This is a genomic window from Cellulomonas cellasea, assembly GCF_006538745.1.
In the GTDB taxonomy this organism is placed as follows: Bacteria; Actinomycetota; Actinomycetes; order Actinomycetales; family Cellulomonadaceae; genus Cellulomonas_A; species Cellulomonas_A cellasea.
Window position 1 is genome coordinate 27,648 of record NZ_BJLR01000017.1, and the last position, 11,372, is coordinate 39,019.

General features: G+C 74.7%; 12 protein-coding genes and 3 tRNA genes. 7 read left to right on the forward strand and 8 right to left on the reverse strand.

What is annotated here, in order from left to right:
- The first annotated feature begins 17 nt into the window (after positions 1 to 17).
- Entirely contained in the window at positions 18 to 1,565 is a 1,548-nt protein-coding gene (purF, locus tag CCE01nite_RS08960) for an amidophosphoribosyltransferase (RefSeq protein WP_034626660.1), read from the forward strand.
- Positions 1,562 to 2,710, forward strand: a complete 1,149-nt coding sequence (gene purM, locus CCE01nite_RS08965) for a phosphoribosylformylglycinamidine cyclo-ligase (protein ID WP_034626662.1) — start codon at positions 1,562 to 1,564, stop codon at positions 2,708 to 2,710. Before purF ends, purM begins: the two co-directional genes overlap by 4 nt.
- A gap of 237 nt (positions 2,711 to 2,947) precedes the next feature.
- Here purM and CCE01nite_RS08970 read toward each other — a convergent pair whose 3' ends face one another.
- Entirely contained in the window at positions 2,948 to 3,151 is a 204-nt protein-coding gene (locus CCE01nite_RS08970; RefSeq protein WP_034626664.1) for a DUF3073 domain-containing protein, read from the reverse strand.
- A 430-nt stretch (positions 3,152 to 3,581) separates the two neighbouring features.
- Between CCE01nite_RS08970 and CCE01nite_RS08975 the strand changes: the two genes are divergently transcribed.
- The 3 genes from CCE01nite_RS08975 (at position 3,582) to CCE01nite_RS08985 (ending at position 6,289) form a co-directional block, all read left to right on the forward strand.
- Complete coding sequence (locus tag CCE01nite_RS08975) at positions 3,582 to 3,791, forward strand: BldC family transcriptional regulator (protein WP_034626666.1); 210 nt, start codon at positions 3,582 to 3,584, stop codon at positions 3,789 to 3,791.
- Positions 3,792 to 3,906: 115 nt separating this feature from the next.
- Positions 3,907 to 5,718, forward strand: coding sequence for a DNA-3-methyladenine glycosylase 2 family protein (locus CCE01nite_RS22380; RefSeq protein ID WP_307722732.1), 1,812 nt, complete (start codon positions 3,907 to 3,909; stop codon positions 5,716 to 5,718).
- A 7-nt stretch (positions 5,719 to 5,725) separates the two neighbouring features.
- Positions 5,726 to 6,289 (forward strand): methylated-DNA--[protein]-cysteine S-methyltransferase, encoded by a 564-nt coding sequence (locus tag CCE01nite_RS08985; RefSeq protein ID WP_034626697.1) that lies wholly within the window; start codon positions 5,726 to 5,728, stop codon positions 6,287 to 6,289.
- 94 nt (positions 6,290 to 6,383) lie between these two features.
- Here CCE01nite_RS08985 and CCE01nite_RS08990 read toward each other — a convergent pair whose 3' ends face one another.
- The 6 genes from CCE01nite_RS08990 to CCE01nite_RS09015 all read right to left on the reverse strand — a co-directional run bounded on the left by CCE01nite_RS08990 (position 6,384) and on the right by CCE01nite_RS09015 (position 8,563).
- On the reverse strand, positions 6,384 to 6,650 hold the full coding sequence (locus CCE01nite_RS08990; protein ID WP_052103717.1) for a DUF3618 domain-containing protein: 267 nt from the start codon (positions 6,648 to 6,650) through the stop codon (positions 6,384 to 6,386).
- Positions 6,650 to 7,066, reverse strand: coding sequence for a phage holin family protein (locus CCE01nite_RS08995; protein ID WP_034626701.1), 417 nt, complete (start codon positions 7,064 to 7,066; stop codon positions 6,650 to 6,652). The genes CCE01nite_RS08990 and CCE01nite_RS08995 overlap by 1 nt, the downstream gene beginning before the upstream one ends.
- A gap of 172 nt (positions 7,067 to 7,238) precedes the next feature.
- A complete protein-coding gene (locus CCE01nite_RS09000; RefSeq protein ID WP_034626704.1) occupies positions 7,239 to 8,084 on the reverse strand; it encodes an SMP-30/gluconolactonase/LRE family protein in 846 nt (281 codons plus the stop codon).
- Positions 8,085 to 8,266: 182 nt separating this feature from the next.
- Positions 8,267 to 8,339, reverse strand: a tRNA-Phe gene (locus CCE01nite_RS09005).
- Positions 8,340 to 8,380: 41 nt separating this feature from the next.
- A tRNA-Asp gene (locus CCE01nite_RS09010) sits at positions 8,381 to 8,454 on the reverse strand.
- Between the two features lie 36 nt (positions 8,455 to 8,490).
- A tRNA-Glu gene (locus CCE01nite_RS09015) sits at positions 8,491 to 8,563 on the reverse strand.
- Positions 8,564 to 8,756: 193 nt separating this feature from the next.
- Between CCE01nite_RS09015 and CCE01nite_RS09020 the strand changes: the two genes are divergently transcribed.
- A complete protein-coding gene (locus CCE01nite_RS09020; protein ID WP_034626707.1) occupies positions 8,757 to 9,110 on the forward strand; it encodes a metallopeptidase family protein in 354 nt (117 codons plus the stop codon).
- 163 nt (positions 9,111 to 9,273) lie between these two features.
- The gene (locus CCE01nite_RS09025; RefSeq protein ID WP_034626722.1) at positions 9,274 to 10,242 is read left to right on the forward strand and encodes an LLM class flavin-dependent oxidoreductase; all 969 of its coding nucleotides are present in this window, start codon (positions 9,274 to 9,276) and stop codon (positions 10,240 to 10,242) included.
- Positions 10,243 to 10,385: 143 nt separating this feature from the next.
- Here CCE01nite_RS09025 and galE read toward each other — a convergent pair whose 3' ends face one another.
- Complete coding sequence (gene galE, locus CCE01nite_RS09030; RefSeq protein WP_034626709.1) at positions 10,386 to 11,345, reverse strand: UDP-glucose 4-epimerase GalE; 960 nt, start codon at positions 11,343 to 11,345, stop codon at positions 10,386 to 10,388.
- Positions 11,346 to 11,372 lie beyond the last annotated feature (27 nt).

Here is an 11,372-nt window from a genome sequence, read left to right on the forward strand (position 1 = left end):
TGTGCGACCATGGGGGCGTGGCCCTTCGCGGAGACGGACTTCTGAACCACGACCTCCTACCCCACGAGAAGGGACCCCAGGACGCTTGCGGCGTCATGGGGATCTGGGCTCCGGGTGAAGAGGTCGCCAAGCTCGCCTACTTCGGGCTGTACGCGCTGCAGCACCGCGGCCAGGAGTCGGCGGGCATCGCCACGTCCAACGGCGAGCAGCTGCTGGTCTACAAGGACATGGGCCTCGTCTCGCAGGTGTTCGACGAGACGGCGCTGAACGCGCTGCAGGGGCACATCGCCGTCGGGCACACGCGGTACTCGACCACGGGCGGCAGCACGTGGGAGAACGCGCAGCCGACGCTCGGGGCCACCGCGGGCGGTACCGTCGCGCTCGGCCACAACGGCAACCTCACGAACTCCGCCGAGCTCGTCGACCTCGTCGCCGAGCGGTACGGCTCGCAGCGCCGCGGGGAGCTCGCGCGCGGCAACACGACCGACACGGCGCTCATCACCGCGCTGCTCGCGGGCGACCCCGACCACACGCTCGAGGCCACGGCGCTCGAGGTGCTCCCGCGCCTCAAGGGCGCGTTCTGCCTCGTCTTCATGGACGAGCACACGCTCTACGCCGCGCGCGACCCGCAGGGCGTCCGCCCGCTCGTGCTCGGCCGGCTCGAGCGCGGCTGGGTCGTCGCGAGCGAGACCCCGGCGCTCGACATCGTCGGGGCGTCGTTCGTCCGGGAGATCGAGCCGGGCGAGCTCGTCGCGATCGACGCCGACGGCCTGCGCTCCACGCGCTTCGCCGAGATCAAGCGCGCCGGGTGCGCCTTCGAGTACGTCTACCTGGCGCGCCCCGACACGTCGATCGCCGGCCGGTCGGTGCACGCCGCGCGCGTCGCGATGGGCCGCCGCCTCGCGCAGGAGCACCCGGTCGAGGCCGACCTCGTGATCCCCGTCCCGGAGTCCGGCACGCCCGCGGCCGTCGGGTACGCCGCCGAGTCGGGCATCCGGTTCGGCCAGGGTCTGACGAAGAACGCCTACGTCGGCCGCACGTTCATCCAGCCGTCGCAGACGCTGCGCCAGCTCGGCATCCGGCTCAAGCTCAACCCGCTCAAGGACGTCATCCGCGGGCAGCGCCTCGTGGTGGTCGACGACTCGATCGTGCGCGGCAACACCCAGCGCGCGCTCGTGCGGATGCTGCGCGAGGCCGGCGCCGCCGAGGTGCACATCCGGATCAGCTCGCCGCCGGTCAAGTGGCCCTGCTTCTACGGGATCGACTTCGCCTCGCGCGCCGAGCTCATCGCGAACGGGCTCGCCGTCGAGGAGATCGGGGCCTCCCTCGGGGCCGACTCGCTCGGCTACATCTCCCCGGAGGGGATGATCGCCGCGACCGAGCAGCCCGCGACGCAGCTGTGCACCGCGTGCTTCAGCGGCAAGTACCCGATCGAGCTGCCGCCCGCGGACCGGCTCGGCAAGCACCTGCTCGAGCAGAACGAGCTGCCCCTCGGCGCGCCCGAGGACGGCCTCGCGACGCTGCTGCACGGCGCCGGCGGCGCGACCGCGCTGGACCACCCGTGAGCGCCGCGGTCCCGGGCGCCGGCACCGGCGCGCCCGCCGTCACGTACGCCGACGCCGGGGTCGACACCCACGCGGGCGACAAGGCCGTCGAGCTCATGAAGGACGCCGTGCGCGCGACGCACGGCCCGCAGGTGCTCGGCGGTGTCGGCGGCTTCGCCGGGCTCTACGACGCCTCGGCGCTGCTGCGCTACCGCCGCCCGCTGCTCGCGACGTCGACCGACGGGGTCGGCACCAAGGTCGCGATCGCGCAGGCGCTCGACATCCACGACACCATCGGCTTCGACCTCGTCGGCATGGTCGTCGACGACATCGTCGTGGTCGGTGCGACGCCGCTGTTCATGACCGACTACATCGCGTGCGGCCGGGTCGTCCCCGAGCGGATCGCCGGGATCGTGCGCGGCATCGCCGCGGCGTGCGAGGTCGCCGGGACGGCGCTCGTCGGCGGCGAGACCGCCGAGCACCCCGGCCTGCTCGGGCCCGACGACTACGACGTGGCCGGCGCCGCGACCGGCCTGGTCGAGGCCGACGAGCTCCTGGGCCCCGAGCGCGTGCGGACCGGCGACGTGCTGGTCGCGCTCGGCTCGTCCGGCCTGCACTCCAACGGCTACTCCCTCGTCCGCAAGGTCGTCGAGGTCGCCGGGTGGGGCCTCGAGCGGCACGTGCCCGAGCTGGGCCGCACGCTCGGCGAGGAGCTGCTGACCCCGACGCGCGTCTACGCGGCCGACTGCCTGGCGCTCGTCGCGCGAGCCGCCGGCGGCGTGCACGCGTTCAGCCACGTGACCGGGGGAGGGCTCGCCGCCAACGTCGCGCGCGTGCTCCCCGCCGGTGTCGTCGCGGACGTCGACCGCTCCGGCTGGACGCTGCCGCCGGTCTTCTCGCTCGTGCAGGGGCTCGGGAACGTCCCGTGGGGCGACCTCGAGAACACGCTGAACCTCGGGGTCGGCATGGTCGCGATCGTGGCCGCCGACGCCGTGGACGGCGTGCTGGCCCACGCCGGGGAGCTCGGGCTGCCCGCGTGGGTGCTCGGCGCGGTGCGCGAGCTGGACCCGGTGCGGGACGTCGCGGGCGACAGCGAGCTCGTCACGGGGACCAAGGGCGTGCACGCGGGGGCCGTGCGCCTGTCCGGCGCGTACCGGGTCGGCTGACGCCGGGCCGGACGGCTCGCAGGGCGATGAGGACTCGCACGCGGTCCAGGGGGCGGGCGCCGTCGTCGACGGAGGGCCCCGCCGTCGACCGAGGAACCGGCGCCAGTCGTCGTACCGTCGCCGACCTCGCATGCCGGCGCAGGGCCGGGCGAGGTCGGCGTCAGCCGGTGCGGTGCGGGCCCGTGCGCGGCACGGCCGAGCGGCCGCGATCGCTCGCGGACCGTCTCGGCGGGTGCTTCAGCGCTCGGTGAGCCAGGAGGGGAGGTCGTCCCCGTCCGGGTCGTCGTCGGTGTCCACAGCGCGGCGGCTGTCGGTCACGACATCGTTGCGGCCGTGCGACGTGAGCTCCTGCTCGAGAGCTCGGTAGTTCGTCTCCGGGCTGAAGTACTTCAGCTCCCGAGCGACCTTCGTCTGCTTAGCCTTCTGACGGCCGCGCCCCATGGCATCGACCCCCTCTTACGTGGATGCGGGGCGGCTACGTGCTGACACGTGCGGCCCCGGGGTGCTGAATCGTCTCTTCGTGGGGCAACGGTACATGCTCCGTCGCTATTCCGACCACTCGCGGCGAGCTCTCACCCGGGCGATCACGTCACACGGGAGACCGAGAACTCAAAGCTACCGTTTGGTCGGGATCGCCCCGATGTGTATCGTTGCAGAACCGTTCCAGAGTACGCCGTGAGTGGCCGGTGTGACCAACACGTGCTACGAAATGCGGCTTTGGGACGGGTACGTCATGCTAGGTGAAGCGGCGCGTGGGGGGCTGCCCCAGGTGTCGTGTGCGTGCCGGTCAGCAGAATTCGTACACCAGCACGGTCGGGGTGGGGGCGCCTGTGAGGTCCTGCCTCGTCGGTGCACCATCGGGAGGCAGTCCATGTCCGCACACCCCGCAGAGTCCGAGGCACTGCTGACCCCGTCCGAGGTCGCGAGCCTGTTCCGCGTCGACCCCAAGACGGTCACGCGCTGGGCCAAGGCCGGCAAGCTCACCTCGATCCGCACGCTCGGTGGACACCGCCGGTACCGCGAGGCGGAGGTCCGCGAGCTGCTCGACGGCATCCCGCGTCAGCGCGCCACCACCGCCTGACCCGGCCGCACGCACTGCCCTCCCCTCGGGCGTGGCGCGTGCTGTCCCCACGCGCGACGCTGCCCCGTCCGATTTCCGCGCGTGAGCTGTCGGTGTCCCGGGAGACACTCGGGACGTGACGCTCACCGCGACCGGTGCGACCGGCCCCCACGGCGACGACGCCCTGGAGGCGCCCGGCGCACCCTGGCTCGACCCGGCTGCCGCCTACCGCGCGATCAGCGGTCGAGACCCCCGGTTCGACGGCCGGCTCTACGTCGGCGTCGTGTCCACCGGCGTGTACTGCCGGCCCTCGTGCCCCGCGCGCACCCCGCGGCCGGAGAACTGCCGGTTCTACCCCGCCGCCGCGGCCGCCGTCGCCGCAGGGTTCCGCGCGTGCCGACGCTGCCGCCCCGACGCCCTGCCCGGCTCGCGCGACTGGGACGTGCGCGGTGACCTCGCGGCGCGCGCGGTCCGGGCCATCGCCGACGGCGCGGTCGACGACGTCGGGGTCGACGGGCTCGCGGCACGCCTGCACGTCAGCGTGCGGCACCTGCACCGGGTGCTCGTCGCCGAGGTCGGCGCGTCGCCCCTCCAGCTCGCGCGCACCCGACGCGCGCAGCTCGCGCGGATGCTGCTCGACCAGACCGACCTCTCGATGGCCGATGTCGCGTTCGGCGCGGGCTTCGCGAGCGTGCGGCAGTTCAACGACGTCGTGCGAGAGCACTTCGGCGCACCGCCCAGCGAGCTGCGCCGGGCGCGACGGCGGGGCTCCCTCGCACCGGTCGCCGCGGGCGCGTCCGACCGGCTGCCCGTGAGCGGTGCGCGGCTCAGCCTGCGGCTGCGGTTCACGCCGCCGTTCGACGCGGGCTCGTGGTTCCGGCACGTCGCCGCGCGTGCCGTGCCGGGGCTCGAGCGCGCGACGTCCGGCGCGGGTGCGGGGACGGCCGCAGGCATGGCCGACGACGCCGCAGTCCCGGGGCTCGACGCGGCCAGCCTTGGTGCCGGGGCGCTCGGAGCTGCCGACGCGGGGACCGGGACCCGGCGGGCCGACGACGCGGGAACCGGGACGCGGCGGGCCGGCGGCGACGCGCGCGCCGGGGTGCCCGAGGTGTCGGTCACGCGGCTGCTGCGCGGGGGCGAGGGGCCCGTGCACGTGACCGTCGTGCTCGCGGCCGACGGGAGCGCCGTCCACGCGCACCTCGAGCTCACGTCGCTCGCGGACCTCGCGCCGACCGTGACGCGGCTGCGGCGGTGGCTCGACCTCGACGCCGACCCGGGCCTCGTCGCGGGCGCGCTCGGCGGCGACCCGCTCCTCGCGCCGCTGCTCGCCGTGCGCCCGGGGCTGCGCGTCCCCGGCACGACCGACCCGTTCGAGCTCGCGGTGCGGGCGGTGCTCGGTCAGCAGGTCTCGACCGCCGCGGCCCGCACGATCGCCGGGCGGCTCGTCGCCGAGCACGGCGAGCCGGGTGCGGACGGCCTGTCCTTCTTCCCGTCGGCCACCACGCTCGCGGAGGTCGGGACGCCCGCCCTGCGCGCGCTCGGGCTCAACGAGGGCCGGGCATCGACGATCGGCGTCGTCGCGCGCGCGGTCGCGGACGGGCTACGGCTCGACCCGGGCGCCGACCGCGAGCGCGTGCGCGCGGACCTGCTCGCGCTGCCCGGCGTCGGGCCGTGGACCGCCGACTACGTGGCGTTGCGAGCGCTCGGGGACCCCGACGTCTTCCCCGCCGGCGACCTGATCCTGCGGCGTGCGCTCGCCGAGCTCCCCGGGGGTGCGGGGAAGCCGGTCGACGTGCGCGCCGCGATCCTGCGTGCGGCGGCGTGGAGCCCGTGGCGCGGCTACGCGGCGCAGCACCTCTGGTCGGCGTGGTCGCACCGGGTGGAGCTCGCCGCCGCCGAGCCGCGGCGTCCGAAAACCGCCAGAAGGGTCCGCCGCGTGGCGCGATGATGGACGCATGACGACGTTGCTCGCGACCATCCTCGACACCCCGGCCGGGCCCCTCACGGTGGTCCTCGAACCCGACGGGGTCGTCCGCGTCTCCGGCTTCGGGCCGTTCGACGAGACCGTCCAGCGCCTGCCCGCCGAGGCCCGCGCGGACGGCGTCCGCCTCCTGGAACCCGACGAGCTCGCCGCCGTCGGGGACGGTCCCGCCGACGTCGTCGACGCCGTGCGTGCCTACGCCGCCGGGCACGTCGGAGCGCTCGACACCGTGCCCGTCGCGCAGCCCGGGGGCCCGTTCCAGCAGGAGCTGTGGCGCGCGATGCGGGCGATCCCGCCGGGGGCGACGGTCAGCTACACCGCGCTCGCCGCGGCGGCGGGGCGGCCGGCGGCGGTCCGGGCCGCGGGCGGGGCGTGCGCGCGGAACCTCGTCGCGCCGTTCGTGCCGTGCCACCGCATCGTGCGCACGGGCGGGCAGATCGGCGGGTACTACTTCGGGCCCGGGCCCAAGCGGGCGCTGCTCGCGCACGAGGAGGCAGCGCGGGGCGGGACGCTCGAGTCGGCGGCGGCGTCCGCCTGAGCGGACGACCCCGCCCGGGCCGCGTCGACCGACAGGGGACGCGCCTCGGCCGCCGGGCGCGGACGTGCCGCGGGCCCGACGGCCGAGGGAGGACCTACTTGCGGATCGCGCCGGTGACGAGCAGCGCGAGGACCGCCGCCGCACCGCCGACGATCGCCCGGGCCTTGTTCCGGTTCGTCGGGTCGGCCGTGGGGTCGGTGCCGAGCGCGTCCCGCCAGAGGCGCTTGCCGGCATCGACGACGTTGTTCACCTGGGTGCGGGGGTCGAGGCGCGTCGAGAGCTCGTCGACCGTCGCGGCGAGCTCGGCGCGGGTCGCGGCCAGCTGGGCCTCGATCTCGGTGAGCTTGGGGTCGGTGGTCATCAGTGGAGGCCTTCCTTGACGGCGTCGACGTCGAGCTTCACGTTCTCCACGGCCCGCTCGGGCGTGGGCGGGGCTCCGTCGTCGAGGCGCTTCTTGCCGAGCAGCGCGAGCACGACCGTGAGGACGAGCAGGACGACGGCGACGAGGAGCGCCGCGAGCCACAGCGCCATCTGCCCCGACAGGGCGATGATCGCCGTCGCGAGCAGCACCGCGAACGCGAAGAAGCCGAAGAACGCGGCGCCGGCGAGCAGCCCGGCGCCGATGCCCACCTTCTTGACGCTGGTCGAGATCTCGGCCTTGGCGAGCTCGATCTCGGAGCGCACGAGCTTCGAGCTCTGCTCGCTCAGCCGGCCGAGCAGCTGCCCGATCGACTGCTGGTCGGTCGGCGGAACCGTCCCGTGTGACGCGGTCACCATCTCTTCACCCTCCGTCCGGCGGTCCGTGCAGACCTCAGGGACCCCAGTGTGGCCTCACCTGCGGTGTTGTGCGCGTCAACCTGCACGCTCGGGCGGTGCGTCATCGCTGGTGACGGCGTGTCGGGGCGGCGCGTCGAGCGGACGAGCCGGGGTCGACGCAGTCAGGGGGCCGTCAGCCGGCGAAGGGCAGCACGGACCGCCCGGGGACGTCGACCCGCACGCGGAACAGCGCCCCGGCCTCGGGCTCGGGGTCGTCCAGGTTCTCGCGCGACGTCGTCACGTACAGGTCGCGCAGGTCCGGCCCGCCGAGCGTGCAGGCGGTCGTGAGCCGGACGGGCAGACGGACCTCCGAGAGCACATCACCGGCGGGGGACACGCACCGCACGCGTCCGGCACCGTTGAGCGCGACCCAGACGTTCCCCGCGGAGTCGACCGTCAGGCCGTCGGGGTGGCCGTCGTCGGGCACGTGGAACGGGCGCCGGGCGGTCAGCTCGCCGTCGACCACGTCGAACACGTCCGTCCGGCCCGTCGCCGTGTCGTCGTAGTAGGCGAGCGACCCGTCGGGGGAGAAGTCGAGGCCGTTGGAGACGGTGACGCTCGACAGGACGGTGCGCGCGGTGCCGTCGGGGGCGATGCGGTAGAGCGTCGAGGCGCCCTCGGTCTTGTCGTAGGCCATCGACCCGGCGTAGAGGTTCCCCGCGGGGTCGCAGCCGCCCTCGTTCATCCGGACGCCGGGGTCGGACCACAGCGTCTCGAGCGGGGTCGGGAGCTCGTCGGGCCCGTCGGCCAGGCCGATCCCGCGCTCGAGCCCGACGACGTACCCGCCGCGCGTCCGGGGCCGGACGAACGCCGCGACGGACCCGACGTGCAGGCGGTCGACGGAGCCGTCGTCGCGCAGCGTGAGGACGTCGCCCGCGAGCATGTCGACCCAGCGCAGACCGCCCCACACGGGCGACCACACCGGGCCCTCGCCGTGGTACGTGATCGCGTCGGTGACCTGCTCGGGCGTCGGGCTCATGGATCCTCCGGGGGTGCGGACGGTGCACCCCCAGGCTGACCCGGCGCGTGGCGGTCCGCCATCGGTGCGCGGTCCTGCGGCCGGGTCCCGCGGTCGCCGCGACCGAGGGGCCGGTGCCGCGGCGACACCCCGGAACGACGAAGCCCCGCACCGGGGATCCGGGCGGGGCTCGTGCTGTGCTGTGGCCACTGGCAGGGTCGAACTGCCGACCTTTCGATTTTCAGTCGAACGCTCTACCAACTGAGCTAAGTGGCCGAACCGACAACGCCCGGCCAGATGACCGGGCGTTGATCGAGCGACCCCGACGGGACTTGAACCCGCGACCTCCGCCGTGACAGGGCGGCGCGCTAACCAACTGCGCTACGGGGCCTCGTGGTGAGACAAGACCTTCATGCTGAACTGCTCGTACCCCCAACGGGATTCGAACCCGTGCTACCGCCGTGAAAGGGCGGGGTCCTGGGCCGCTAGACGATGGGGGCGACTCGCCCCGGACGTCGAGGCGTCTCTAGACCGGGATTGAGCATACGGGTTCCGGGGCGGAACTCCAAAGTCGATCCCGTCCGGCCGGCCAGCATGGCCCTGACCTGCGGTTCTGTCCCCGGCGAGCCGTCGTGGCCGCCGGTCGGGCCGTCCCGCGGCACCCGCTCGTCGGGCTGGGGGAGGATGGACCCCATGGTGAAGATGTCGCTCGAGGAGTTCGAGGACGCCGTCCGCGACGCCCTCGACGAGATCCCCGAGGAGCTCGCGGCGCAGATGGACAACGTCGTGGTGCTGGTCGAGGACGACCCGCCCGAGGGCGACCCGGACCTGCTCGGCCTGTACGACGGCACGCCGCTGACCGAGCGCGGCGAGTTCTGGGCGACGGGCGCCCTGCCGGACCGCATCACGATCTTCCGCAACCCGACGCTCGCGCTGTGCGACGACCGCGACGAGGTCGTCGAGGAGGTCGCCGTCACGGTCGTGCACGAGATCGCGCACCACTTCGGCATCGACGACGAGACGCTGCACCGGCTCGGCTGGGGCTGAGGGAGCGGGGCCGCGCCGGACCGACCCCGCGAGTTCGACCGTGCGACCGGTCGGCGACCTGCCCGAGGGTCCGGAGCAGGCGTACGCGTCGGCGGCCGTCGGTAGCCTGACCGGCATGGACGCGCTGCGCGAGGACGGGACCGGGGCCGGGGCGGCCGAGGGCATGCGGATCGGCATCGTGCTGCTCCCGCAGGAGCGCTGGGCCGAGCAGCGCTCGAAGTGGCAGCGCGCCGAGGAGTACGGGTTCGACCACGCGTGGACCTACGACCACCTCGCGTGGCGCTCGCTCGTGGACGAGCCGTGGTTCGCGACCGTCCCGCTGCTGGCCGCCGCGGCCGCGGTCACCGAGCGCATCGAGCTCGGCACGTGGGTCGCGTCGCCCAACTTCCGCCACCCCGTGCCGTTCGCGAAGGACGTCATGGGGCTCGACGACATCAGCGGCGGGCGGTTCGTGCTCGGGCTCGGCGCGGGCGGGGAGGGGTTCGACGCGTCGGTGCTGGGTCCGCCCCCGACGCGACCCGAGCGCACGCGGCGGTTCACCGAGTTCGTCGAGGTGCTCGACGAGCTGCTCACGCACCCCGTGACCCACCATGCGGGGGAGTTCTACGTCGCGGACGCGGCCCGGATGATCCCCGGGACGCATCGGCGCCCCCGCACGCCGTTCGTCGTGGCGGCCAACGGCCCCCGGGCGATGGCGGTCGCCGCGCGGCACGGGCAGGGCTGGGCGACCTTCGGGCCGACGTTCGAGCCGGGCGAGCTCGACGACGCGACGCCCGCGCAGGCGCAGGAGCGCTGGTGGGAGGGGCTCGCGGCGCTGACGGACGTGTTCGACGGCGTGCTCGCGGCCACGCCCCCGGGCGGCTCGGCGGCCGGGGACGGCACCGGTGCCGACGCGGGTGTGCCCCGGGAGCCGCTGCGCCGCTACCTCAGCATCGACGGCGCGCCGGTGTTCGCCCTGGACTCCGTCGACGTGCTGGTCGAGGGCGTCGAGCGGGCGGCCGCGCTCGGCTTCACCGACCTCGTCCTGCACTGGCCGCGCGCCGAGGGCATCTACGCCGGGTCGGAGGCGGTGCTCGAGGAGGCCGCGTCCCGGCTCCCGGAGCTGCGCCGGGTCCCGGTCGTCGCTCGCTGAAGCCGGGCCGCGCGGGCAGGCGGCTCGGCGGCAGGCACGCGCAACCGCACGTCCGGGCGAGTCCCGCGGGCGGGCACGGCGGCCCCGGCGACGGACCGGCCGCCTCGCGCCGACCCGTGCGCGGCGTGCGACGACCGCTGCCGTCAGTGCGCCTGGCGGGCCACCCACGCGCTCGCGACCATGTCGGTCAGCGAGTGGCGCATCTCCCAGTCGAGGTCGCGCGCGGCGAGCTCGCCCGAGGCGACGATGCGCGCCGGGTCGCCCGCGCGGCGCGGTGCGCGCTCGGGCTCGAACGCGATGCCGGTGACCTCGGCCATCGCGGACATGATCTCCGCGACGGACACCCCGTCGCCGCTGCCCAGGTTGTAGACCCGCTCGAGCTCGCGGCCGTCGGCGAGGGCCTGCGCGGCGGCGACGTGCGACGTCGCGAGGTCGGCCACGTGGATGTAGTCGCGCACGCACGTGCCGTCGGGCGTCGGGTAGTCGGTCCCGTTGATGCGCGGGGTGCGGCCGGCGACGAGCGCGTCGAGCACGAGCGGGAAGAGGTTGTGCGGGCTCGTGTCGTAGAGGTCGGGCGTCGCGGAGCCGACCACGTTGAAGTAGCGCAGCGACGTGTGCCGGAGCCCGGTCGCACGGCCCTGGTCGCGCAGCAGCCACTCGCCGATGAGCTTCGACTCGCCGTAGGGCGACTCGGGGGAGGTCGGGGTGGCCTCGGTGACGAGGTCGGTGTCCGGCGTCCCGTAGACAGCCGCGCTCGAGGAGAAGACGATCTTCTCGACGCCCTGTGACGCCATCGCGGCGAGGAGGTGGGCCGTGCCGGTGACGTTCTGCGCGTACGTGTGCAGGGGCCGCTCGACGGAGATGCCCGCGTACTTGAAGCCCGCGAGGTGCACCACGCCGACGACGCCGTGCACCGCGAGGGCGTCGGCGACGAGGTCGGTGTCGAGGATCGAGCCGAGCACGAGGGGGACGTCGTCGGGCACGAACTCCGCGTGGCCGCTCGACAGGTCGTCCAGGACGACGGCGGGGAGGCCGGCCTCCCGGAAGGCGCGGACGACGTGCGAACCGATGTAGCCGGCGCCGCCGGTCACGAGCCAGGTCATGCTCCTGACCCTACCGAGCCGCCCCGG

What these genes read in the sequence shown, in the direction of transcription:
- CCE01nite_RS09020 (WP_034626707.1), top strand. Translation starts at nt 8,757, where the DNA reads ATGGTGAAGATGTCGCTCGAGGAGTTCGAGGACGCCGTCCGCGACGCC.
- CCE01nite_RS09000 (WP_034626704.1), bottom strand. Translation starts at nt 8,084, where the DNA reads ATGAGCCCGACGCCCGAGCAGGTCACCGACGCGATCACGTACCACGGC.
- CCE01nite_RS08985 (WP_034626697.1), top strand. Translation starts at nt 5,726, where the DNA reads ATGACGACGTTGCTCGCGACCATCCTCGACACCCCGGCCGGGCCCCTC.
- galE (WP_034626709.1), bottom strand. Translation starts at nt 11,345, where the DNA reads ATGACCTGGCTCGTGACCGGCGGCGCCGGCTACATCGGTTCGCACGTC.
- CCE01nite_RS08970 (WP_034626664.1), bottom strand. Translation starts at nt 3,151, where the DNA reads ATGGGGCGCGGCCGTCAGAAGGCTAAGCAGACGAAGGTCGCTCGGGAG.
- CCE01nite_RS08990 (WP_052103717.1), bottom strand. Translation starts at nt 6,650, where the DNA reads ATGACCACCGACCCCAAGCTCACCGAGATCGAGGCCCAGCTGGCCGCG.
- CCE01nite_RS08975 (WP_034626666.1), top strand. Translation starts at nt 3,582, where the DNA reads ATGTCCGCACACCCCGCAGAGTCCGAGGCACTGCTGACCCCGTCCGAG.
- CCE01nite_RS08995 (WP_034626701.1), bottom strand. Translation starts at nt 7,066, where the DNA reads ATGGTGACCGCGTCACACGGGACGGTTCCGCCGACCGACCAGCAGTCG.
- CCE01nite_RS09025 (WP_034626722.1), top strand. Translation starts at nt 9,274, where the DNA reads ATGCGGATCGGCATCGTGCTGCTCCCGCAGGAGCGCTGGGCCGAGCAG.